The sequence below is a fragment of the Mesorhizobium sp. LjNodule214 genome (genome assembly GCF_964252735.1).
Lineage (GTDB): Bacteria > Pseudomonadota > Alphaproteobacteria > Rhizobiales > Rhizobiaceae > Mesorhizobium.
Genome location: NZ_CAXUPE020000002.1, coordinates 1,707,000 through 1,728,112, shown reverse-complemented (window position 1 = coordinate 1,728,112; position 21,113 = coordinate 1,707,000). Strand labels below are relative to the sequence as shown.

Below are 21,113 nucleotides of genomic sequence, written 5' to 3'. Positions count from 1 at the left end.
TCTCATCCGTTCAGAGCCTCGGCACCGACAGCGCGCCGTCGACATTGATGATCGAGCCGGTGGAAAAGCCGAGCCTGCCGCCGGCAAGGGCGGCCACCACGGCGCCGATGTCACCTACCTCGCCCCAGCGTTTTGCCGGCACCAGCCCGCCGTCGATTAGCTTGTCGTATTTGGCGGCGACGCCTGCTGTCATGTCGGTACGGATGATGCCGGGACGCAGCTCGAACACGCCGATGTTTTCGGCAGCGAGCCGCAGCGCCAGATTCTTCACCCACATGGAAAGCCCAGCTTTGGAGATGCAGTAGTCGGAACGTTCCGGCGAGGCCATCTCGGCGCTGACCGAGGTGATGGTGATGATCGATTTCGGATGGTCGCCAGGTGCCGCCAGCATCGCCTTGCCAACGGCCTGGCTGAGGAAGACGGTGCCGCGCAGATTGATGCCGAGCACGCGGTCGAAATTCTCCGGCTTCAACTCCAGCAGGTCGCCGCGCACCACGGCGCCGATACCGGCATTGTTGACCAGGCAGTCGATGCGGCCGAAGGCGCGCTTCGCAGCATCGACGACCGTGGCGTGAGCAAAAAGGTCGGCGATGTCGCAGCGGACATAGGCGAACTTCGCGCCACGCGCGGCGATGTTGGCGGTAAGCCCTTCGTCGGCCTCTTCGGCGAGGTCGGCGACGAGGATGTCGAAACCGGCATCGGCAAGCGCTTCGGCGCAGGCCAGCCCAATGCCGCGCGCGCCGCCGGTGACGATGGCCGCCGGGCGGGTCATGCGGCGAGATCCGTCTTGCGGATATGGTCGGCGACGCGCAGCGCCTGCGCGGCGATCGACAGCGCCGGGTTGACGGCCGCCGAGTTGGGCAGGAAGCCGGCGTCGACGACGAACAGATTCCGGTGGTCGAAGGCGCGGCAGAACGGATCGAGCGGCGATGTCGCGGGATCGTTGCCCATCTTCACGGTGCCGCATTGATGCGACGGGGTGCGCTTGTCGAAGGGACGAGACAGGATGATCGGATAGCCGCAGGCGCGGAAATTCTCGCGCATCACCTTGGTCAGGCCTTCCAGCGACTGCATGTTGGAGCGCCGCCACTGCATGACGATGTCCTTGCCGTCGACCATGATGCGGCTTTCGGGATCGGGCAGGTCCTCGCACATCAGATACCAGTCGACGGCGTGGCCGGCCATGAAGTCCAGCGCGAATTTCGGCGCCAGTTTCACGTTCGCCCTGAGCATGTTGCCGTCGATCTTGCCGAGAAGCTGGACGTTGCCGAGCGGCTTGCCGCCCTTGCCGTCGGACAGATAGTAGTCGTTCAGCATCAGCGTCTTTTGGTAGACGGATGTATTCCGGCGGCGCGGATCGATCGCCAGCATGGCGCTCGAATTGTGGTTCATGAAATTGCGGCCGACCTGGTCGGAAGAGTTCGCGAGACCCTTGCCGCCTCCCTTGCCATTGGGCGAGCGCAGCAGGGTGACGGCGGAATTGACCGCGCCGGCCGACAGGATGACCAGCTTCGGCGAAACTTTCTTCTGCGAACCGTTCTGGCGGTAGTGGACAGCGGCGATGGTTTTGCCATCAGCCGAGGCTTCGAGATATTCGACGTAAGCGCCGGTCTCGAGCCGGACGTTGGTGTCCGTCAGCGCCGCCGTCAGCGGGCCGGACTGCGCATCGATCTTGCCCTGGCCGGTATTGGGAAAGGCGTCCCAGCCCGTCTTGCCGTCCTTCAGCCAGGTGTCGATGTCGACGCCGAGCGGCAGCGAGGCGGGATGCAGGCCGAGGCCTTTCAGTTCGGCGCGGGCGCGGGCGATCGGCGCCTCGTCGGGCACAGGCTTGAAGGCGTAAGGGATCGAGTGGAAGGGCTCGGTCGGATCCTCGCCCAGCGTCCCGCGCACGCGAAACAGCTGTTCGGCTTTCGAATACCAGGGCTCGAATTCCTCGTAGGAAAACGGCCAGGCGGGCGAGACGCCGCCGAAATGCTCCATGGCCGAAAAATCTTCCTTGCGGTAGCGGATCAGCACCGCGCCGTAAAATTTCGAATTGCCGCCAACATAGTAGTAGTTGCCCGGATTGAAGGCTGCACCGCCGGCCTCGCGCCACATCTCCTTCGGCCGGTAATGACCGTTGACGAAGATGGCGCGGGTGTCGCGCGTCTCGGGCGTCGCCGGGAGTTTCTCGCCGCGCTCCAGCATCAGGATCGATGCGCCGCTGCCGGCAAGGCCGGAGGCGATCGTGGCGCCGCCGATGCCGGAGCCGATGATGACGATATCGGGGTTTGTCATGGCCGTCAGAGAATGCGCTTCTCGGTCGCCGGATCGAAGAACACTGCCTTGGTCAGGTTGAAGGCGAGGGGCGTCACCGTGCCCGGCTGGATCTTGGCATCGGCGCGTAGCCGCGCCACCACGGCCTTGCCGCCCAGATTGGTGACGGCGAAGGTATCGGAGCCGGCCGGCTCGATCACCTCGATATGGCAATCGGCGGTGGCGATGTTCGAGGCATTGCGCTCGGCGCCTTCCGGATCGGTCAGCGCTTCCGGGCGAACGCCGAAGATGATCGGCTTGTCCTTGAACGCCGACAGGCCAGCCGGCGCACCGGCCATCGGCAGGGAGATCGGCTCACGCCCGTCGCGCTGCAGCACCACCGACAAGGCAGAGCCATTGCCGCCGATCGTCGCCGGGACCAGGTTCATGGCCGGCGAACCCATGAAGTCGGCGACGAAGATGTTGGTCGGGTTGTTGTAGATCTCGGCCGGCGTGCCGAACTGCTGCACCTCGCCGTCGCGCATCACGGCGATCTTGGTGGCCAGCGTCATCGCCTCGATCTGGTCGTGGGTGACGTAGACGATCGTCGTGCCGGTGGTGGCGTGCAGGCGCTTGATCTCGATGCGCATGTCGACGCGCAGCTTGGCGTCGAGGTTGGAGAGCGGCTCGTCGAACAGGAACAGTTTCGGGTCGCGCACCAGCGCCCGGCCCATGGCGACGCGTTGGCGCTGGCCGCCGGAAAGCTGGCTCGGCTTGCGCTGCAACAGGTGGCCGATCTGCAGCACCTTGGCCACCTTGTCGATCGCCTTCTGGCGTTCATCGGCCGGCACGCCGCGCATCTCCATGCCGAAGGAGATGTTCCCTGCCACCGTCATGTTCGGATAGAGCGCATAGCTCTGGAACACCATGGCGATGTCGCGCTTGGACGGGTGGAGATCGTTGATCGCCCGGCCGTCGACGCGGATCTCGCCCTCGGTAATGTTTTCCAGCCCGGCGATGGTGTTGAGCAGCGTGGACTTGCCGCAGCCGGACGGGCCGACCAGCACCAGGAAGCCGCCCTTTTCGAGCTCGACATTGATGCCCTTCAGGATCTCGACCGTCCCGAAACGCTTCCTCAGCCCATCAATTTCCAGAAAAGCCATCAGATTATCCTTTGACCGCGCCGGCCATCAGCCCGCGCACGAAATAGCGGCCGGCGACGACGTAGACGAGCAGGGTGGGAAGGGCGGCGATCATCGCCGCCGCCATGTTGACATTGTATTCGACGACGCCGGTCGAGGTGTTGACGACGTTGTTCAGCGCCACCGTCATCGGCATTGCGTCACCGGTGCCGGCGTAAGCCGAGGCGAACAGGAAGTCGTTCCAGATGTTGGTGAACTGATAGATGACGGTAACGACGAAGATCGGCATCGAGTTCGGCAGCATGATGCGCCGGAAGATCTGGAAGAAGGAGGCGCCGTCGACCTGCGCCGCCTTGATCAGTTCGGTCGGGAAGGCCTCGTAGTAGTTGCGGAAGAACAGCGTGGTGAAACCGAGACCGTAGACGACGTGGACGAAGACGAGATTGACCGTCGGGTTGCCGAGCCCGAACGAGAACCCGGTCGAATTCTGCAGCGTCACGCCGAAACGGCCGAGGCTGCCCAGGATCGTCGCCATCGGCAACAGCACCGACTGGAACGGGATGAAGCAGGCAAACAGCATCAGCCCGAAGACCAGCGTGTGGCCGCGGAAGCGCCATTTGGTCAGCACATAGCCGTTGAGGGCGCCAAGCAGAGTCGAGATCAGCACCGCCGGAACCACCATCTTGATGGAGTTCCAGAAGTAACCCTTGATGCCGGCGCAGGTCAGGCCGACGCAGGTCTCACCCCAGGCCTTGAACCACGGTTCGAGGGTCGGCGATTGCGGCAGCGCCAGCATGTTGCCGTTCTGGATCTCGTCCATGGTCTTGAACGAGGTGACCAGCATGACGAAAAGCGGCATCAGGTAGAACAGCGCGAACAGCGCCAGCAGCCCGTAGATGACGGTGCGGTTGACGGTCCTGGCGCTGATGCCGGTGCTGGCCTCGCGGGCAGGTGAGGTGACGGCGCTCATCGCGGTCTCTCCCTGAGCTCGGAATAGAGATAGGGCACGATGATCGCGGTGATGGTCATCAGCATGATCACGGCGCTGGCCGAGCCGACCGCCATCTCGTTGCGCTTGAAGGTGAACTCATACATGAAGTTCGACGGCAGCCAGGCCGAGCCGCCCGGCCCGCCGCTGGTCAGCGCGACGACCAAATCGTAGGACTTGATGGCGAGGTGCGCGAGCACGATGAAGGCCGAGAGGAACACCGGCCGCAGAAGCGGAATGACGATGCGGCGATAGAGCTGGAAGGTGGTGGCGCCGTCGATCTGCGCCGCCTTCATGATCTCGCCGTCGATGCCGCGCAGGCCGGCCAGGAACATTGCCATGATGAAGCCGGAAGCCTGCCAGACGCCGGCGATGACCACCGTGTAGATGACGAAATCCTTGTTCTTGATCCAGTCGAAATGGAAGCTCGTCCAGCCCCACTGGTGCAGCGTCTGCTCGAGGCCAAGGCCGGGATCGAGGAACCATTTCCAGGCGACGCCGGTGACGATGAAGGACAGCGCCATTGGGTAAAGATAGATCGGCCGCAAGACGCCTTCGCCGCGTATCTTCTGGTCGAGCAGGATGGCCAGGAACAAGCCGAGCGCCAGGCAGATGAAGATGTAGAGAAAGCCGAAAATGCCCATATTGGTGATCGAAGTGTACCAGCTCGACGGCGGGTCGCTTTCGAAGGTCCAGCGCCACAGCCGCTGATAGGCGCGCGGCCCGGTGATGGCGTAGGACGGGAAGGTCTTGGAATTGGTGAAGGACAGATAGATCGTCCACAGGATGAAGCCGTAGACGAAGATGACAGTGGCGGCAAAGCTCGGCGCGAGCACGATCTTCGGCAGCGCGTCCTGCAGCCGCGAGCGGACGGAGGCGCTGGGGCGCGCATTGTGCTCCGGCGTCAGCTTGATCTTGGTTTCGGCAACCGTGCTCATTGGCTCATCCAGTACCGGTTCGTGCGGAGGCTCGCCGGCGCCCAAACGCACCGATCAAAGCAGCCTCAGACCCTGCATCAAGGGGACCTTCCCCGCTTGCGCGGGGAAGGTCCTTTCAAGTGGCAAATGCCTTACTTGGCGTCGTCGATCGCCTTGACCAGCTCGGTCACGGCCTCGTCCGAGGTCTTGATCTGACCGTGGACGAACTTCGAAACGACGTCCTTGTAGGCATTGGCGACGGCCGGCGGTGCGCCATAGCCCTGGGCCAGCGAGCCGAACAGCGTGCCGCCGTCATTGGCAGCCTTCAGGTCGGCCATGCCCTTCTTGCCGCAAGCGTCGAAGTCGGTGTCAGGCACGTCGGTACGGGCCGGGACCGAACCCTTGACGACGTTGAAGGCCGACTGGAAGCTCTTCGACAGCGTGGCGGTGGCCAGCGCGACCTGGGCGGCCTTGCGGTCGTCCGGAACGTTGAACATGCCGAACATGTCGGAGTTGTAGATCACGCTGCCGTCGGTGCCCGGGAAGCGATAGCACAGGAAGTCGGTGCCCGGAGTCTTTTTGGCAGCGTTGAACTCGCCCTTGGCCCAGTCGCCCATGACCTGAACCAGCGCATCGCCCTTGATGACCATGGCGGTGGCGAGGTTCCAGTCACGGCCCGAGAAGTTCGGGTCGACAAAGGTGACCAGCTTGGCGAGGTTGTCGAACGACTTCTTCATCGTGTCGGACTTCAGCGATTCTTCGTCGAGATCGTTGAAGGCTTTCTTGTAGAACTCAGGTCCGCCGGTCGACAGCACGACTGAGTCGAACATGGTGGCTTCCTGCCAGTTCTGGCCTCCGAGCGCGAGCGGGATGACGCCCGCCGCCTTGGCCTTGTCGAGCAATGCCACGAAGTCGTCGAAGGTCTTCGGCTCGGTGCCGCCGATCTTGTCCATCACCGCCTTGTTGATCCACAGCCAGTTGACCGAATGGACGTTGACCGGAGCCGCGACCCACTTGCCATCATAGACCGAGAATTTCTGCAGGGCGGCCGGAACCGACTTGTCCCAACCTTCCTTCTTCGCGGTCTCGGTGAGGTCGCCCATGACGCCGGCGGCAGCATAGTCGAGCACGGTGTAGCCGAGCATCTGCGAGGCGGTCGGGTAATTGCCGGCCGCGACCATCGCCTTCAGCGCGGTCATGGCAGCGTCGCCGCCACCACCGGCCACCGGCACGTCCTTCCAAGCAAAGCCTTCCTTGGACAGATCCTCCTTGAGGACGTTCAGAGCAGCCGCTTCGCCGCCCGACGTCCACCAATGCAGCATCTGCACTTCCTTGACGTCCTCGGCATGCGCCGAGAACACAAAGCTCGACGCAAGAGCCGTTCCGATAAGCAGTTTGCGCAACATGTACTTCCTCCCTTGTTGCATACACATAACCGGCGGATGTCCGCCGGGGTCTCCCAACTCAGCCGACCCACCATCCGGTGCGCTGGCCGCGATGAAACTGGATTGTCTTTTCCTCGGTATAGTCCTCGACGGCGCGTTTGCCGAGTTCGCGTCCGAGACCGGACTGCTTGTAGCCGCCGAAAGGCAGTTCGGGATAACCTTCCATGAACGTGTTCACCCAAACGGTCCCCGAACGCACATTCCGCGCCACCGACATGCAGGTGTCGATGCTGGCACTCCACACGCCTGCCGACAAACCATAGGGCGTGTTGTTGGCGATGTGCAACGCCTTTTCAATCGATTCAAAAGTCAGCACGGAAAGCACTGGGCCGAACACTTCTTCGCGCGCGATCGCCATGTCTTCAGTGACGCCGCGAATGATGGTCGGGTCAAGGTATTGGCCGGCATTGGACGCCAGCTGCTTACCGCCGCTGTAGACGCCGCTGCCTTCGCCCGCTGCCGCCGCTACATAGCCGGCTACCTTTGCCAGATGGTCGGACGAGATCATGGCGCCGACCTTGGTGCGGTCGTCGAGCGGATCGCCGACGGTCAACTTGGCGGTGAGCGCCTTGACCGCCAAGAGGAAGTCATCGGCGATCGCCTGATGCACGATCAGCCGGCTGCCGGCGTTGCAGCATTCGCCGGCGTTGAAGAAGCCGCCGAACACCGCTGCGTCGGCGGCCGCCTCAAGGTCGGCATCCGGGAAGACGATCTGGCCGTTCTTGCCGCCAAGCTCCATCGATACTTTCTTCAGCGAGCTGGCGGCCGAGGCCATGGTCATCTTGCCGACGCGGGTAGAACCGGTGAAGGAGACCATCTCGACCAGCGGATGGCTGACCATCGGCGCGCCGACATCGGCTCCGAGGCCGGCGAGGATGTTGACAACGCCATTTGGCAGGCCGGCCTGCATCAGGATATCGCCGAGCACGAAAGTCGAGGCCGAGGTCATCTCGCTCGGCTTGACCACCGCCGTGCAGCCGGCAGCCAGCGCGAAAGGCAGCTTCTGGCTGACGATGAGGAAGGGGAAATTCCACGGCGTGATGATCGAGACCACGCCGATCGGCTCACGCAGCACCACGCCCAGCATGGCATCGCCGAGATTGGCGTAGCTCTCGCCATGCAGCGTGCGGGCGAGGGAGGCGGCATAGCGCCAGATGTCGACGGCGCCACCGATCTCGCCGCGCGCCTGGGCGATCGGCTTGCCGGATTCCAGCGCGTCGAGCCGGGCGATGTTTTCCAGCTGGGCCTCGATCAGGTCGGCGGCCTTGAGCAGGATCGCGGCACGTTCGGAAGCCTTCATACGCGGCCATGGGCCGGTCTCGAAAGCCTTGTGCGCGGCGATCACTGCCGCCTCGACCTCGGCCTCGCCGGCCTGCGCATAGCGCGAAACGGTGAAGCCATGGCCGGGGCTCTTGCGCTCCAGCGTGCGGCCGTCGCGAGCGTCGATATGCTTGCCGTCGATCAGCAGCCGATAGGCCTTCGGTGCTGCGGATGCCTCGGCGGGCATGGCGATGTTGAGGGGCGCGTTCATCTGCGTTCGGAATCCGTTCTGCTCTAGGATCTTGAAAACACGGGCTTCTGCTTGGTCTTGAAGGCGCCGACGCCGGCCTTGAGGTCGCCGGTCACGGCGATGAAGCCGCTGGCCAGAGCCTCCGTTGCGGCAGCGCTTTCCTCGCCCTCGGCAACCGCGATCATCAGCTTGGCGGCTTCAGTCGCCAGCGGCCCGCGCTCGGCGATTTTTTCCGCCCAGGCCGTCGCTTCGGCGAACGCCTTGCCGGTCTCGACGACGCGATCGACGATACGCATGGCGAGCGCCTCCGAGGCAACAAAAACCTCGCCGCCGAGCGCCATGCGGCGCACCGCCTGCGCGCCGAAACGGCGCACAGCGCGTTGCGTGCCGGACCAGCCGGGAACGACGCCGATCGAGGTTTCCGGAAAGCCCAATTTCACCTGTGTTTCGGCGACGCGAAAGTCGCAGGCCGCGGCCAGTTCCAAGCCGCCGCCCAGCGCGTGGCCGGACAGCACGGCGATGGTCGGCTGCCTGAGCCGCGCCAGCCGGTCGAAGACGCGGTGACCATAGCGCACCCATTGCACCTGGAAATCGGCGGCGCTCATGCCGCCCCAGGCCTCGACGTCGCCGCCGGCGCAAAAGCCCTTGCCTTCGCCGCGGACGAGTACGACACGCACACCGTCGGCCATCTCGGCCTCGTCGAGCGCAGTTTCCAACGCCCGCAGCATCGGGATATCGAGCGCGTTGAACTTTTCAGGCCGACGCAAGGTGATGATGCCGATGGCGCCATCGGTTTCGAATGTAACGAGACGCTCAGCCATGCGCGCCTCCGAGCGAGGCGCCGCCATTGAGCGACAGGCCGATCGGCCGATCCTGATAGAGCGCGGACGGTGTCACCTTGAGGTCGTTGGCGACGCCGAGCGGGATCTCGGCCTGCGCCAGCACATCGCGTTCGAGGTCGATGCCGGGCGCGAGCTCCGTCACCATCAACCCGTCCGGTGTCAGCTTCATCACGCAGCGCTCGGTGACATAGGTGATGTCCTGTCCCTGCGCGACCGCGCGCTTGCCGGAGAAGGAGATGTGCTCGACCTCGCCGACCACCTTCTTGACCTTGCCCTCCTGGTCGATGCGGATGCCGCCATCGGCCAGCGAGAGTTTGGCCCCGGCATTGAAGAAGCCGGAGAAGACGATTTTTTTTGCACGCGCGGTGATGTCGACGAAGCCGCCGGCGCCGGCGGTGACATGCGGCCTTGCCGAGAGCTTCGACACGTTGACCGAGCCGTGGCGGTCGATCTGCAGGAAGGACAGCAGCGAGGCATCGAAGCCACCGGCCTGGAAGTAGATGAACTGGTGCGGCGATGGCATGATCGCCTCGGCATTCGAGGCGCAGCCGAACTTGAAGTCGAGCAGCGGCACGCCGCCGACCGCACCCTGTTCGATCACCCAGGTGACCTTGCCGTGCTGGCCTTCCTCGAGAAGGATGCGCGGCACATTGGCCGAGATGCCGAAGCCGATGTTGACGGCCATGCCGTCGCGCAACTCCATGGCGACGCGGCGCGCAATCACCTTCTGGACGTTCATTTCGGCATTGCGGAAGGTCGATAGCGGCCGGAAGATCTCGCCGGAGATCGCCGGGTCGTAAGGCGTCAGTGTCGTCTGCAACTGGTCGGGCGCGACGACGATGTGGTCGACAAGCACGCCGGGCACACGCACATCATGCGGCTTCAGCGTGCCGTTCTCGACGACGCGCTTGACCTGCGCGATGACGATGCCGCCATTGTTGCGGGCGGCCAGCGCTTGCTCCAGCCCGCCGAGATAGGCGCCCTCATGCTCGTAGGTGAGGTTGCCACGCTCGTCCGCGGTGGTGGCGCGGATGATCGAGACCTGCGGGACGATCGAGCGGAAATAGAGCCATTCCTCGCCGTCGAACTGCTGCACCGAAACGATCGGCTCGCTGGCGGCGGCGTTCATGGCGCAGCCCTGGTGGCGCGGGTCGGCGAAGGTGTCGAGGCCGACCTTGGTCAGCACGCCCGGACGCTTGGCGGCGGCCTCGCGGTGCATGTCGAACAATATGCCTGACGGCACATTGTAGGCGGCGACCGAATTGTCGCCGATCATCTTCCAGATCTGCGGCGGCTCGGACGACGAGGGGCCGGACGGATAGGAGCCGCACAGCGTGCGCTTCAGCAGGCCGGGCTTGGCCAGATGGTCGATACCCTTGATGCCGTACATGTCGCCGGCGGCGATCGGATGCAGCGTGGTGATATTCCTCGGGTGCCCCTCTGCGTCGAAGCGCTCGCCGACCGCGGCAAGCACCGCGTCCGGGCAGCCGAGGCCGCTCGACGACGAGACGGAAACGACCATGCCGTCCTCGATCAGGCTGGCGGCCTGCGCGGCGGAAACGACCTTGCTCACGCGGCGCTCCCAAGTTTCGGGTCGATTGTGACCGCCTTGCCTGATTTCGCGGACTGAAGTGCTGCCTCGGCCGACGTCAGCGACCAGACGCCGTCTTCACCCGTCGCGGATGGCTGGCCCTCGCCACGGATGGCGGCATGGAACTGGCGCAGCGACCTCGTGTAGAGATCCTCGCGGTCGAAGCTCAATTCTTCCTCGCCCTTTGCGGTGCGCAGCAGCACCGAGCCAACCGGCTTCTGCGTCATCACGTTGCTGGCGAAGAGCGAGCCTTCCGAACCATGCACCTCGAAGCCGGTGCCGGCGAATTTGGTCGTGAAGCCCTCATGCGATTGGGCAATGACGCCCGATTTGAAGCGCCAGATGCACATCGCGCCGTCTTCCAGACCACCGCCCGCCATGCCAGCGCTCTGGGTGAAGGCCGAAATCTCGACCGGATCGTCGTTCAGCACGAAGCGAAGCGTGTCGGCGTCGTGCACGGTGATGTCGAGCACCACGCCGCCGCCCGCCTCGGGCTTGCTGATGCGCCAGCCCTGCAGGATCTCGGGCAGGTAGACTGAGTGAAAAACACGGGCGGCGACCGGCTTACCGATGCGGCCGGTGGCGATCGTTTCGCGCATGGCCCGGTGCGCGCCGGCATTGCGCAGATGGTGATTGGTGCCGAGCACGATGCCGGCAGCCTTGGCGGCGGCGACCATCGTGCGCGCATCGGCGCTGGTCAGCGCCAGCGGCTTCTCGCACAGCACATGCTTGCCCGCCTTGATGGCGGCCAGTGCCTGTTCGAGATGCAATTCGTTGGTGGTCGAGATGTAGACGGCATCGACACCGGAACCGAGCAGCGCATCCAGTGTCGAGACGGCGTGCGGAATGTTGTTTTCCCGGGCGTAAGAAGCGCCGCGCTCCTGGTTGGAGCTCATCACGGCAGCGATCTCGCCATCGGTCTGCGCGCGGATGGCGCCGATCATGAATTGCCTGGCGATCGTGCTGGCGCCGATCAGACCCCATCTGACGCTCATGCCGCGTCTCCCAGTCCTGCGCGGCGATCGGGACCGCAACTGTCCCTGACGACGAGATTGACCGCGCCGATATGGTCCTCGGCGCGCGTGGTGCGCGACTGGATCATCTTCAGCATGACATGGGCGGCACGCTCGCCGAGGCCCGCCGAGTCCACCGCGACGCTGGTCAGCGCCGGCATGTAATGCTCGGCCTCGGCCACGTCGTCGAAGCCGACGACGGCAAAATCCGCGCCCGGCTCAAGCCCGCGCTTGCGCAGCGCCAGCATGGCGCCGAAGGCGACCGCGTCGTTGAAGCAGAGTGCCGCCGTCGGCGGCTCGGCCATCGCAAGGGCTGTCTCCATACAGGCGATGCCGCCCTTGCGGCTGGTCTCGCCTTCGAAGATCAGCCTGTCGCTCGTCGCAATGCCGAGCGTCTCGCAGGCCTCACGGAAACCGCCCAATCGTTCGTGATAGACCACCAGGTCGGAGGAGCCGCCGAAGAAGGCCAGCCGGCGATGGCCCTTGCCGATCAGATGGGCGGTGGCGAGCCAAGCGCCGCGATGATTGTCGGGCGCGATCACAGGGATGCGGCTTTCAGGCAAGCGGCGCATGGCGAAGACGACCGGCAGGCCTGCCGTCTCCAGGCGGCGGAAGGCGCCCGGCGTCGTGCCGCGGGCCGGCGACACGATCAGCCCGGCGACGCCCTGTTCCATCAGCGATTTCAGCACTTCCTCCTGGCGCACCGGGTTCTCCGCCGTGTTGGCGATGAAGGGCACGATGCCGGCCGACTGGAAGACACGCTCCATGCCGACCGCCAGTTCGGCGAAAAACGGATTGGTGAGATCGTTGATGACCATGCCGATGACATTGGAGTGGGCCTTGCGCAGATTGGCGGCGCCGCGGTTGTAGACATAGCCGACATCCTCGATCGCCTTGCGCACTTTGACCGCGGTTTCAGGCCGGATCAGCCCGCTGCCCTGGAGCACGAGCGACACCGTCGATTTGGACACGCCCGCCTCGCGGGCAATGTCGAGTATCGTCGCCTTGGCCCGGCTGGCCATCCAGATGCGTCCTCCCGGTGTTTTTGGTTGAATTTATTGGAACGTTCTAATCACTGCCGAGAATGGGAGTCAATCTGGATTTTTCTCGAATGCAAAAAATTGATCGACCGCGCTGAAAAATCTTTCCTCACAAGGGTTCCTGTGTTGCGATGCAGCATCCGGTCGCTCTGGGTATGAGAATCATAAAGGTTCTTGATTTATTGGAACGTTCCATTTATAGGCGCGACAAAGGGAGAGTTTCATGGACATCATTTTGCCCGAAGAGGGCGGTCGCCACTCTGGCTATCGGCTGGTCGGCCAGCCGGTGCAGCCGGTGGCCGGCGCGCGGTTTTCGCGCATCGCCTATGCCGCCGCCCATGTCGTGGCAGATCCTCTGGCCATGACCGATCCGTGGTCGCGACCCGTTGTCGATTGGAACAAGACGATGGCGTTTCGTCATCATCTGTGGGTGCTCGGCTTCCGCATCGCCGAGGCGATGGACACCTCGCAGCGCGGCATGGGCTTCGACTGGGCAAGCGCGAAGGAATTGATCCGCCGTTCGATCGCCGAGGCGAGCACCGTCGAGGGCGCCGACCTCGCTTCCGGCGCCGGTACCGACCATCTGGCGCCATCCACCGCCAGGAGCCTCGATGATGTCATCGCGGCCTATGAGGAACAGTTCGGCTTCATTGAAGGCGAGGGCGGCAAGGCGATCATGATGGCAAGCCGGGCGCTGGCGGCTGTCGCCACGGGGCCCGACGACTATGCTCGGGTCTACGACCGCATCCTCGGCCAGGCCTCTGGCAAGGTCATCCTTCACTGGCTGGGCGACATGTTCGACCCGGCACTCAAGGGGTATTGGGGCAGCAATGATTTCGAGATGGCGCTCGACACGGTCGTCGCCATTATCGAACGCCATGCAAGCAAGGTCGAAGGGATAAAAATCTCGCTGCTCGATGCCGACAAGGAGGTGGCGCTCCGGAACCGGCTGCCCGAGGGCGTCGTCATGTTCACCGGCGACGATTTCAACTATCCCGAACTGATCGCCGGCGACGGCCAGAGACATTCGCACGCGCTGCTCGGCATTTTCGACGCTATCGCGCCGGTCGCCAACGCGGCGCTGGCCAAACTGGCCGACGGCGATCGGGCTGGCTACGACGCGCTGATGGCGCCGACCGTGCCGCTGTCGCGAAAAATCTTCGAGGCGCCGACCGAATATTACAAGGCCGGCATCGTCTTCATGGCCTGGCTCAATGGCCACCAGGACCATTTCTCGATGATCGGCGGCATGCAGTCGGCGCGCGGCATCCTTCACTATGCCGATGTCTTCCGGCACGCCGATCAGGCCGGATTGCTGGCCGATCCGGAGCTTGCCGTCGCCAGGATGAAGCACCTCTGCGCCGTCGTCGGCGTCTGAGCACGCCGGCTTCGTCTCTGCCTCGGGCCGATGTTCGGATTTGCCTTGCCTGGGCAAATCTGTATTCGGTATGGCCCATGGGAGGGTACAGCAGGGCATGGCCGACAAAGTAGCTTTGATCACCGGCGTGACCGGCCAGGACGGCGCCTATCTGGCACAGTTGCTGCTGCAGAAGGGCTATGTTGTCCATGGCGTCAAACGCCGTTCTTCTTCCTTCAATACCGAGCGCGTCGACGACATCTATGTCGATCCGCATGAGCGCGGCGCCCGTTTCTTTCTGCACTATGGCGATCTCACCGACTCGACCAACCTGATCCGCCTGGTGCAGGAGACGAAGCCTAGCGAAATCTACAACCTCGGCGCCCAGAGCCATGTCCAGGTGAGTTTCGAGACACCGGAATATACCGGCAATGCCGATGCGCTCGGCACGCTCAGGCTGCTGGAGGCTATCCGCATCCTTGGCCTCGAAAAGTCGGTGCGTTTCTATCAGGCGTCGACATCGGAGCTATACGGCAAGGCTGCCGAGACCCCGCAAAGCGAGACCACGCCCTTCTATCCGCGCTCGCCCTATGCGGCGGCCAAGCTCTACGCCTACTGGATCACGGTCAACTACCGTGAAGCCTACGGCATGTTTGCCGCCAACGGCATCCTGTTCAACCATGAGAGTCCGACACGCGGCGAAACCTTCGTCACCCGCAAGATCACGCGCGCCGTCGCCGCGATCCATCGCGGGCTGCAGGACACGCTCTATCTCGGCAATATCGACGCCAGACGCGATTGGGGCCATGCTCGCGACTATGTCGAAGGCATGTGGCGCATCCTGCAGCATAGCGAGGCCGACGACTTCGTGCTGGCGACCGGCGAGATGCACTCAGTGCGAGAGTTCGTCGAACTGGCCTTCGCCGAGACCGGACGGACCATTCGCTGGCAAGGCCAAGGTGTCGATGAAGTCGGAGCGGATGCCGGTTCGGGCGCCGTTCTGGTGCGCATCGACCCGCGCTATTTCAGGCCGACGGAGGTCGAGACACTCGTCGGCGACGCATCCAAGGCGAGAGCCAAGCTTGGCTGGTCGCACACAATTGGCTTCAAAGCGCTGGTTGCCGAAATGGTGCAGGCCGACCTGGTGCGTTCGGTCGACGACATCCGGCGCAACAGCCACCAGACATAGGATGCAGCGATGACTTTCGAGCTTCGGGGAAAGCGGGTTTTTGTCGCCGGGCATCGCGGCATGGTCGGCTCGGCAATCGTGCGCCGGCTGGCAAGCGAGGATTGCGAAGTTTTGATCGTGCCGCGTGAGCAACTCGATCTTCTCGACCAGGCCGGCGTGCGGCGCTGGATGGCCGACCACAGGCCGGACGCGGTGGTGATGGCCGCGGCCAAGGTCGGCGGCATCCTGGCCAATGACAGGTTTCCGGTCGATTTCCTGTACGAAAATCTCGTCGTGCAGACCAATGTGATTGAGGCTGCCTATCAGAACGGAGTGGAGAAGCTCCTGTTTCTCGGCTCGTCCTGCATCTATCCGAAGCACGCGCCGCAGCCGATCCCGGAAGAGGCATTGCTGACCGGCCCGCTCGAGCCGACCAATGAATGGTATGCAGTCGCCAAGATCGCCGGGCTGAAACTGTGCCAGGCCTACCGTCGCCAGTATGGTGTCAATTACATTTCGGCGATGCCGACCAATCTTTACGGTCCGGGCGATAATTTCGACCTCTCCAGCAGCCACGTCGTGCCGGCGTTGATGCGCAAGGCCTATGAAGCCAAGCGCAACGGCGGCAAGACCTTGGAGATCTGGGGATCAGGCACGCCGATGCGTGAGTTCCTGCATGTCGATGACGCCGCCAACGCCCTGGTCTGGCTGCTGAAGAATTATGCCGGAGACAGCCATGTCAATGTCGGTTCGGGAGAGGACATCAGCATTGCGGATCTGGCCCGCACCGTCGTATCCGTCGTCGGCGCAGAGGCGGCGATTGCATTCGACTCGACGAAGCCGGACGGCACGCCGCGCAAGCTGATGGATGTGTCGCGCCTGTTTGCCACGGGCTGGCGTCCGGCCTACTCGCTTCGCAGTGGATTGGAACAGACCTATGCGTGGTTTCTCCAGCATGTTGAGAAAGGTGATGTCCGCCTCGGCGCGACCTGAACCTCGATCGACGCTGATCGCCGCGACGAGAGATGACGGTCTGGGTGGCCGTCTCCTGGCCATGGTCAATGCAAAGTCGCTGGCCGATGCGCTTGGCTACCGCTTCGGTTTCACCTGGAACGACAAGGCTATCGTGGACAAGACGTTCCACATTGTCGATGTGGTCGAGGCCATATTCTCTCCCGAGTTCATCGAGAGACATTGGCTGGGCAGAAAAATCAAGGCAGCCGATTTCGGCGTTCTCGACAACCGGGCATTCACGCGCTCCAGCCTGGATATCTCCACACGGCGGGGAAATTACCAGGGCTGGATCTGCAACGAGTTCAACGTCTGGAAATCCTTCCACGGCGAGGGGGCCGATCGTGTCCGGAGATCCGAAACGCTGCGGGCATTCGGGTTCTCCCAAAGCGTAAAACAGGCGATCGGCGCGGCCGACAAGAGCCCTTTTCCCGGTCCTGTGGTCGCTTTGCATCTTCGCAGCGGCGACATCGTCCGCGGCAAATTTCGCGTAAGGCTGGACTTTGGCGACAAGGTGATCCCTTCGACGCTTGCCAAGGCGATCGTGTCGAAACTCTCGTCGCAGGGTTTGACGACCCTTTTGATCGGCCAGGATCGTCCCACGCTCGAATATCTGAAATCGGAAACCGGAGCCTTGCTGACCGACGATTTTGGGGCCGATGAATTCGCGGATCAAACCCTCAAAGCGTTTTTTGAAATGGCGCTCATGGCACGCTGCCAGCAGATCTATGCGGGCAGCAGCGTCTTTGCGACGATCGCTTCGGTGATGGGTGACGTCCCTTGCAACAAGCCGAAGACGTTGTTCAGCAAGCGTCGGGCAGCCGACATCATCCTGGATGAGTTGAAGTCTCACCAGGCGGACTACCATCCGCTCGAAGCCGCCTTCGGCTATCAGGCGGCGTTTCTGTCTTTGGAGGACAAGGTCAGCCCTCGGCAAGCGAGGGAAATCCTGGAGAAGGCCCGCGAGCTTGATCCGGAAAACGACGTCTACGCGCTGAAGATCGCAGCCGCCTATTTTCGCGAAAGGGACTTTTCCTCGGGCGAGGCAGTTCTGAAATCCGTGATGATCAGCCAGTTCCGCGGCTCTGCCGACATGCCGCTGCAAATGATGCGGATTCTGACCGGCTGGACGTGGCGCGGCCATGTCATGTCCAAGGATTTTGAACGGTTCTTCGCGGCCGCGAAGGCGGGTTATCCCCATGCCGCCGCGTGCTCGGCGCATATTTTCCAGGACGCATTGAAGGATGCGGAATCTGCATCGAAAATGGCCGCCCTAGCGCTTGCGGCCGAACCGGAGAATGAGATCTTCAAGAAAATCGGGCGGCAATTGGGACCGCTCACGACAGGGAAATCCGGCGCGCTGTCGAAGCTGCGGTCGCGGCTCTGGAAAGCCGGTCTGAGAATCTGACTGTTTGTTTTTGCGCAATTCCGGACGGAAAACCGCTACGCACTTTTCCTGGAATTGCTTAGGCCTTTCTCCACATCCAGAACGGAGCGATGCGGCCGGCAATTTCGATGCACCCGTCCGCTCGTGCATCGAGAAGAGTTTCGCTGACTATTTTTTCAGTTCCTTTGAACCAACCCATCGCGGGACGCGACCAAGCGCTGCGTAACAACGTGGTTCATCAAGGAGAACGCCCATGTTTATTCGATCAAGAAACGTCTTGCTTGCCGCCATTGCCGTCTCAGTGCTGGCCGGCTGTCAGACGACGGCGCCAAGAGATTGCGACAAGACAAAGCCTGGTGTCACCCACAATGCCAAATGCTGCGGCATCGGCGACGCACCTTGCAAGGAAGGCAAGAACGGCGACAAGCACGACAACAGACCCGATCCGCGGCCGCAGTGAAGTAGGGGAATACGGGAGTAAGGAAATAGGACGAGCGGCGGCAATTGCCCTACGCCCTATTGCCTTACTCCCCACCGGGACGGGCCTCAGGTATGGCGAGATGCGATACGGCTTGTCTGGATGGTGGGCGTGACAGGGATTGAACCTGTGACCCCTGCAATGTCAATGCAGTGCTCTCCCGCTGAGCTACACGCCCATCCGAAGCCGCGCATACACCATTTTTGATCCAGCGCGTCAATAGGTCGAAAAAGGAAAGAAAGGCTCGTTTTGTCGCGCCGTCGAAGGCGCGCCGGGGTCGAGCCGGAAGTGCTTCAGGCGGCCTGCAGCATCTTTTCGACCTCGTTGACGAGGTCGCGCAGGTGGAACGGCTTCGACAGGACCTTGGCGTCCTTCGGGGCCTTGGAATCCGGATTGAGCGCAACGGCGGCGAAACCGGTGATGAACATGACCTTGAGGTCCGGATCGATCTCGGTGGCGCGGCGGGCAAGCTCGATGCCGTCCATCTCGGGCATGACGATATCGGTCAGGAGCAGCGAGAAAGGCTCCTCGCGCAGCCGCTCATAGGCGCTGGCGCCATTGTCGAAATCGCTCACCTGATAACCGGCGCGCTCCAGTGCCTTGACGAGGAACCGGCGCATATCGTCATCGTCTTCCGCCAGCAGAATGCGTGCCATCATATCCCGTCCGAATCACCCGCCCCGACATTGGCGCCGGGCAAGCCCGTTAACCATCCTGTATATGAGGAGGTGACGGTAAACATCAAGTGAACGATGGCAGCATTGTCCCGACTTTTGCCGAGCTGTGAGGGTGCTGAAATGCTGGACATGCGACCGGCGAGATGGCACTTTCAAATCATGATGCAGTGCTGTTTCCGGGTTCGCTCAAATTGAAGACGGCAGCCGAGGATTTTTCGGTCGTTCCACCCTTCGAAATCCGATCGGGCGCCGAGCAGCGCGTTCCCTTCCTCTTCAACTCGCCGCATAGCGGCCGCTACTATCCCGACCGTTTCCTGGCCATGGCGCGGCTCGACCGCAACGCCATCCGCCGGTCCGAGGATTGCTATGTCGAGGAACTGTTCGGCGGCGCAGTGGCGCTTGGCGCGCCGATGCTGGCGGCGAATTTCCCGCGCGCCTATCTCGACGTCAATCGCGAGCCCTGGGAACTCGACCCGCGCATGTTCGCCGAACCGGTGCCGTCTTTCTGCAACATCCGCTCGGCGCGGGTCGCGGGCGGGCTTGGCACCGTGCCGAAGCTGGTGGGCGAGGGGCTCGACATCTATTCCGGCCGTTTGCCGCTGGCCGAGGCCGTGGCGCGTATCGAGACCGTCTACAAGCCCTATCACGAGACGCTGAAGCGGCTTTTGACCAGAACCCATGCGCGGTTCGGCTATGCCGTGCTGATCGACTGCCACTCGATGCCCGCCAGCATCAGGGTCGGCGACAATGGGGTGCGGCCGGACTTCATCATCGGCGACCGGTTCGGCATCTCCGCCGCGGCCGCCTTGACCGAGACGGCGATCGGCCTGCTCACCGGCATGGGCTATACCGTCGCCCACAATAAGCCCTATGCCGGCGGCTTCATCACCGAGCATTACGGGCGGCCGGCGCGCCATCTCCACGCGCTGCAGATCGAGGTCAATCGCGGGCTTTACATGAATGAGCGGACGTTCCAGAAAGCCGCCGGCTTCGATGCGCTTGCCGACGATCTGGCGCGCTTCTCGGCCGACCTGATGGCGATGCCCGATCACCATTTCATCGACCTGCCGCTCGCCGCCGAATAGGTTTGGCGCCCAGGCGGCACAGGTCAACGCCGCGCCGGTGTCGCGGCGAAAAAAAGACCGCATCGTTTGCACGACACGGTCGAAGTCTAGGGAGGAAACGCCCAAGGAGGGCATGGACAGGAAGACCTGTCCGAGAACAAATCTATTGTGCGCTGCACAAATGTCAACCGACTTCGGGCTTTTTTAATTCACTATGAAGTGGAAATTGCGTTTCGATGACGCTTGCGTGACATTCAGGCAACAGTGCTCGTGGCGCCGGAGGGCTCCCAAGCCCTTGCTCCGGCGCGAAATCACCGGCAATGACGAAATGCTGCAACGCGGGAGAATCAGTTGGATATCAGCATCGACTTCATGCGGCGCATCGCCGATGCCGCCGCCGCCGAGACCTTGCCACGCTTCCGCAGCCAAGGAACCGTCGCCAACAAGGAGGCGGGCGGCTTCGACCCGGTCACCGAGGCCGACCGCGAGGCCGAGCGGGTCATCCGGGCGCTGATATCGGCGGAATATCCCGATCACGGCATTTTGGGTGAGGAGCATGGCAGCGAGAACATTTTCAGCAAGCATGTCTGGGTGATCGACCCGATCGATGGCACCCGCGCCTTCATTTCCGGCCTGCCGGTATGGGGAACGCTGGTCGGGTTCACGGTCGACGGTGATGCCGTCGCCGGCCTGATGTCGCAGCCCTTCACCGGCGAGCTGTATTACGCCAACGCCTCCGGCGCCCACTATGAGGGGCCGGGCGGACCGAGAAGGCTTTCGGCGCGCAAGACGACCGAACTCAGCAAAGCGACGCTGTTCACCACCACGCCGGCGCTGTTCAAGGGTGAGGCGCGCACGCGCTACGACCAGTTCGAGAAGCAGGTCCAGCTCGCCCGCTACGGCACAGATTGCTACGCCTTCGCCATGGTCGCGGCGGGAAGCGTCGACATCGTCGCCGATCCCGGGCTGAAGCCCTACGACATCGTGGCGCTGATCCCGATCATCGAGAAGGCCGGCGGCGTCGTCACCACCTTCGACGGCGGACCGGCGGAAAAGGGCGGCGACATACTGGCGGCGGCGACGCCGGAACTGCATGCGGCTGCCATGGCGGCATTGCGCGGCTAGGGTCCGCTGATATTCAGCTGATGCCGGCCTGCGAATGGCGGTTTCCTGCGCTTCCGGTGCTCACGTACCCAAAAGTACGCTCCGCTCCGGTTCTCGGAACCCATCATTCTCGGCTCGGCCTGA

General features: G+C 63.1%; 19 protein-coding genes and 1 tRNA gene. 7 read left to right on the top strand and 13 right to left on the bottom strand.

Annotated features, from left to right (window positions below; genetic code table 11):
• Positions 1-10: 10 nt before the first annotated feature.
• The 11 genes from ACSQ3Z_RS22110 to ACSQ3Z_RS22060 form a co-directional block, all read right to left on the bottom strand.
• Positions 11-772, bottom strand: coding sequence for a 3-ketoacyl-ACP reductase (locus ACSQ3Z_RS22110; RefSeq protein ID WP_436173391.1), 762 nt, complete (start codon positions 770-772; stop codon positions 11-13).
• Positions 769-2,277 carry a GMC oxidoreductase gene (locus ACSQ3Z_RS22105; RefSeq protein ID WP_436173390.1) on the bottom strand — a complete coding sequence of 503 codons (1,509 nt, stop codon included), beginning with the start codon at positions 2,275-2,277 and terminating at the stop codon, positions 769-771. The genes ACSQ3Z_RS22110 and ACSQ3Z_RS22105 overlap by 4 nt, the downstream gene beginning before the upstream one ends.
• Before the next feature lie 5 nt (positions 2,278-2,282).
• Positions 2,283-3,398: an ABC transporter ATP-binding protein gene (locus ACSQ3Z_RS22100; protein WP_436173389.1), complete on the bottom strand. Its 1,116-nt coding sequence runs from the start codon at positions 3,396-3,398 to the stop codon at positions 2,283-2,285.
• A gap of 4 nt (positions 3,399-3,402) precedes the next feature.
• Complete coding sequence (locus ACSQ3Z_RS22095; protein WP_436173388.1) at positions 3,403-4,347, bottom strand: carbohydrate ABC transporter permease; 945 nt, start codon at positions 4,345-4,347, stop codon at positions 3,403-3,405.
• A complete protein-coding gene (locus ACSQ3Z_RS22090; protein WP_006199491.1) occupies positions 4,344-5,303 on the bottom strand; it encodes a carbohydrate ABC transporter permease in 960 nt (319 codons plus the stop codon). The genes ACSQ3Z_RS22095 and ACSQ3Z_RS22090 overlap by 4 nt, the downstream gene beginning before the upstream one ends.
• Positions 5,304-5,434: 131 nt before the next feature.
• Complete coding sequence (locus tag ACSQ3Z_RS22085) at positions 5,435-6,688, bottom strand: ABC transporter substrate-binding protein (protein ID WP_436173387.1); 1,254 nt, start codon at positions 6,686-6,688, stop codon at positions 5,435-5,437.
• 58 nt (positions 6,689-6,746) lie between these two features.
• Positions 6,747-8,258: an aldehyde dehydrogenase family protein gene (locus ACSQ3Z_RS22080; RefSeq protein WP_436173386.1), complete on the bottom strand. Its 1,512-nt coding sequence runs from the start codon at positions 8,256-8,258 to the stop codon at positions 6,747-6,749.
• A 23-nt stretch (positions 8,259-8,281) separates the two neighbouring features.
• Positions 8,282-9,058 (bottom strand): enoyl-CoA hydratase/isomerase family protein, encoded by a 777-nt coding sequence (locus ACSQ3Z_RS22075; RefSeq protein WP_436173385.1) that lies wholly within the window; start codon positions 9,056-9,058, stop codon positions 8,282-8,284.
• Positions 9,051-10,652 carry an acyl CoA:acetate/3-ketoacid CoA transferase gene (locus ACSQ3Z_RS22070; RefSeq protein ID WP_436173384.1) on the bottom strand — a complete coding sequence of 534 codons (1,602 nt, stop codon included), beginning with the start codon at positions 10,650-10,652 and terminating at the stop codon, positions 9,051-9,053. The genes ACSQ3Z_RS22075 and ACSQ3Z_RS22070 overlap by 8 nt, the downstream gene beginning before the upstream one ends.
• Positions 10,649-11,665 carry a Gfo/Idh/MocA family protein gene (locus tag ACSQ3Z_RS22065; RefSeq protein ID WP_436173383.1) on the bottom strand — a complete coding sequence of 339 codons (1,017 nt, stop codon included), beginning with the start codon at positions 11,663-11,665 and terminating at the stop codon, positions 10,649-10,651. Before ACSQ3Z_RS22065 ends, ACSQ3Z_RS22070 begins: the two co-directional genes overlap by 4 nt.
• Entirely contained in the window at positions 11,662-12,705 is a 1,044-nt protein-coding gene (locus tag ACSQ3Z_RS22060; protein ID WP_436173382.1) for a LacI family DNA-binding transcriptional regulator, read from the bottom strand. Before ACSQ3Z_RS22060 ends, ACSQ3Z_RS22065 begins: the two co-directional genes overlap by 4 nt.
• 241 nt (positions 12,706-12,946) lie before the next feature.
• On the opposite strand from ACSQ3Z_RS22060, the gene ACSQ3Z_RS22055 reads away from it, so the two are divergent.
• From ACSQ3Z_RS22055 to ACSQ3Z_RS22035, 5 genes are all read left to right on the top strand, one after another.
• Positions 12,947-14,101: a dihydrodipicolinate synthase family protein gene (locus tag ACSQ3Z_RS22055; protein WP_436173381.1), complete on the top strand. Its 1,155-nt coding sequence runs from the start codon at positions 12,947-12,949 to the stop codon at positions 14,099-14,101.
• A 97-nt stretch (positions 14,102-14,198) separates the two neighbouring features.
• Positions 14,199-15,269: a GDP-mannose 4,6-dehydratase gene (gene gmd / locus ACSQ3Z_RS22050; RefSeq protein WP_436173380.1), complete on the top strand. Its 1,071-nt coding sequence runs from the start codon at positions 14,199-14,201 to the stop codon at positions 15,267-15,269.
• A 9-nt stretch (positions 15,270-15,278) separates the two neighbouring features.
• Complete coding sequence (gene fcl / locus ACSQ3Z_RS22045) at positions 15,279-16,241, top strand: GDP-L-fucose synthase (protein WP_436173379.1); 963 nt, start codon at positions 15,279-15,281, stop codon at positions 16,239-16,241.
• A gap of 133 nt (positions 16,242-16,374) precedes the next feature.
• Positions 16,375-17,667 carry a tetratricopeptide repeat protein gene (locus ACSQ3Z_RS22040; RefSeq protein WP_436173378.1) on the top strand — a complete coding sequence of 431 codons (1,293 nt, stop codon included), beginning with the start codon at positions 16,375-16,377 and terminating at the stop codon, positions 17,665-17,667.
• A 232-nt stretch (positions 17,668-17,899) separates the two neighbouring features.
• Positions 17,900-18,106: a hypothetical protein gene (locus ACSQ3Z_RS22035; RefSeq protein ID WP_436173377.1), complete on the top strand. Its 207-nt coding sequence runs from the start codon at positions 17,900-17,902 to the stop codon at positions 18,104-18,106.
• A gap of 121 nt (positions 18,107-18,227) precedes the next feature.
• On the opposite strand, the gene ACSQ3Z_RS22030 is transcribed toward ACSQ3Z_RS22035, so the two are convergent.
• Positions 18,228-18,302: transfer RNA gene (locus tag ACSQ3Z_RS22030), tRNA-Val, on the bottom strand.
• Positions 18,303-18,417: 115 nt separating this feature from the next.
• Positions 18,418-18,780: a cell cycle two-component system response regulator CpdR gene (gene cpdR, locus ACSQ3Z_RS22025; protein ID WP_006199474.1), complete on the bottom strand. Its 363-nt coding sequence runs from the start codon at positions 18,778-18,780 to the stop codon at positions 18,418-18,420.
• 164 nt (positions 18,781-18,944) lie between these two features.
• Here cpdR and ACSQ3Z_RS22020 point away from each other — a divergent pair, with 164 nt between their 5' ends.
• Together ACSQ3Z_RS22020 and hisN are read left to right on the top strand one after the other, a co-directional pair.
• Positions 18,945-19,886, top strand: coding sequence for an N-formylglutamate amidohydrolase (locus ACSQ3Z_RS22020; RefSeq protein ID WP_436173376.1), 942 nt, complete (start codon positions 18,945-18,947; stop codon positions 19,884-19,886).
• Between the two features lie 330 nt (positions 19,887-20,216).
• On the top strand, positions 20,217-20,990 hold the full coding sequence (gene hisN / locus ACSQ3Z_RS22015) for a histidinol-phosphatase (RefSeq protein ID WP_436173375.1): 774 nt from the start codon (positions 20,217-20,219) through the stop codon (positions 20,988-20,990).
• The last annotated feature ends 123 nt before the right edge of the window (positions 20,991-21,113 follow it).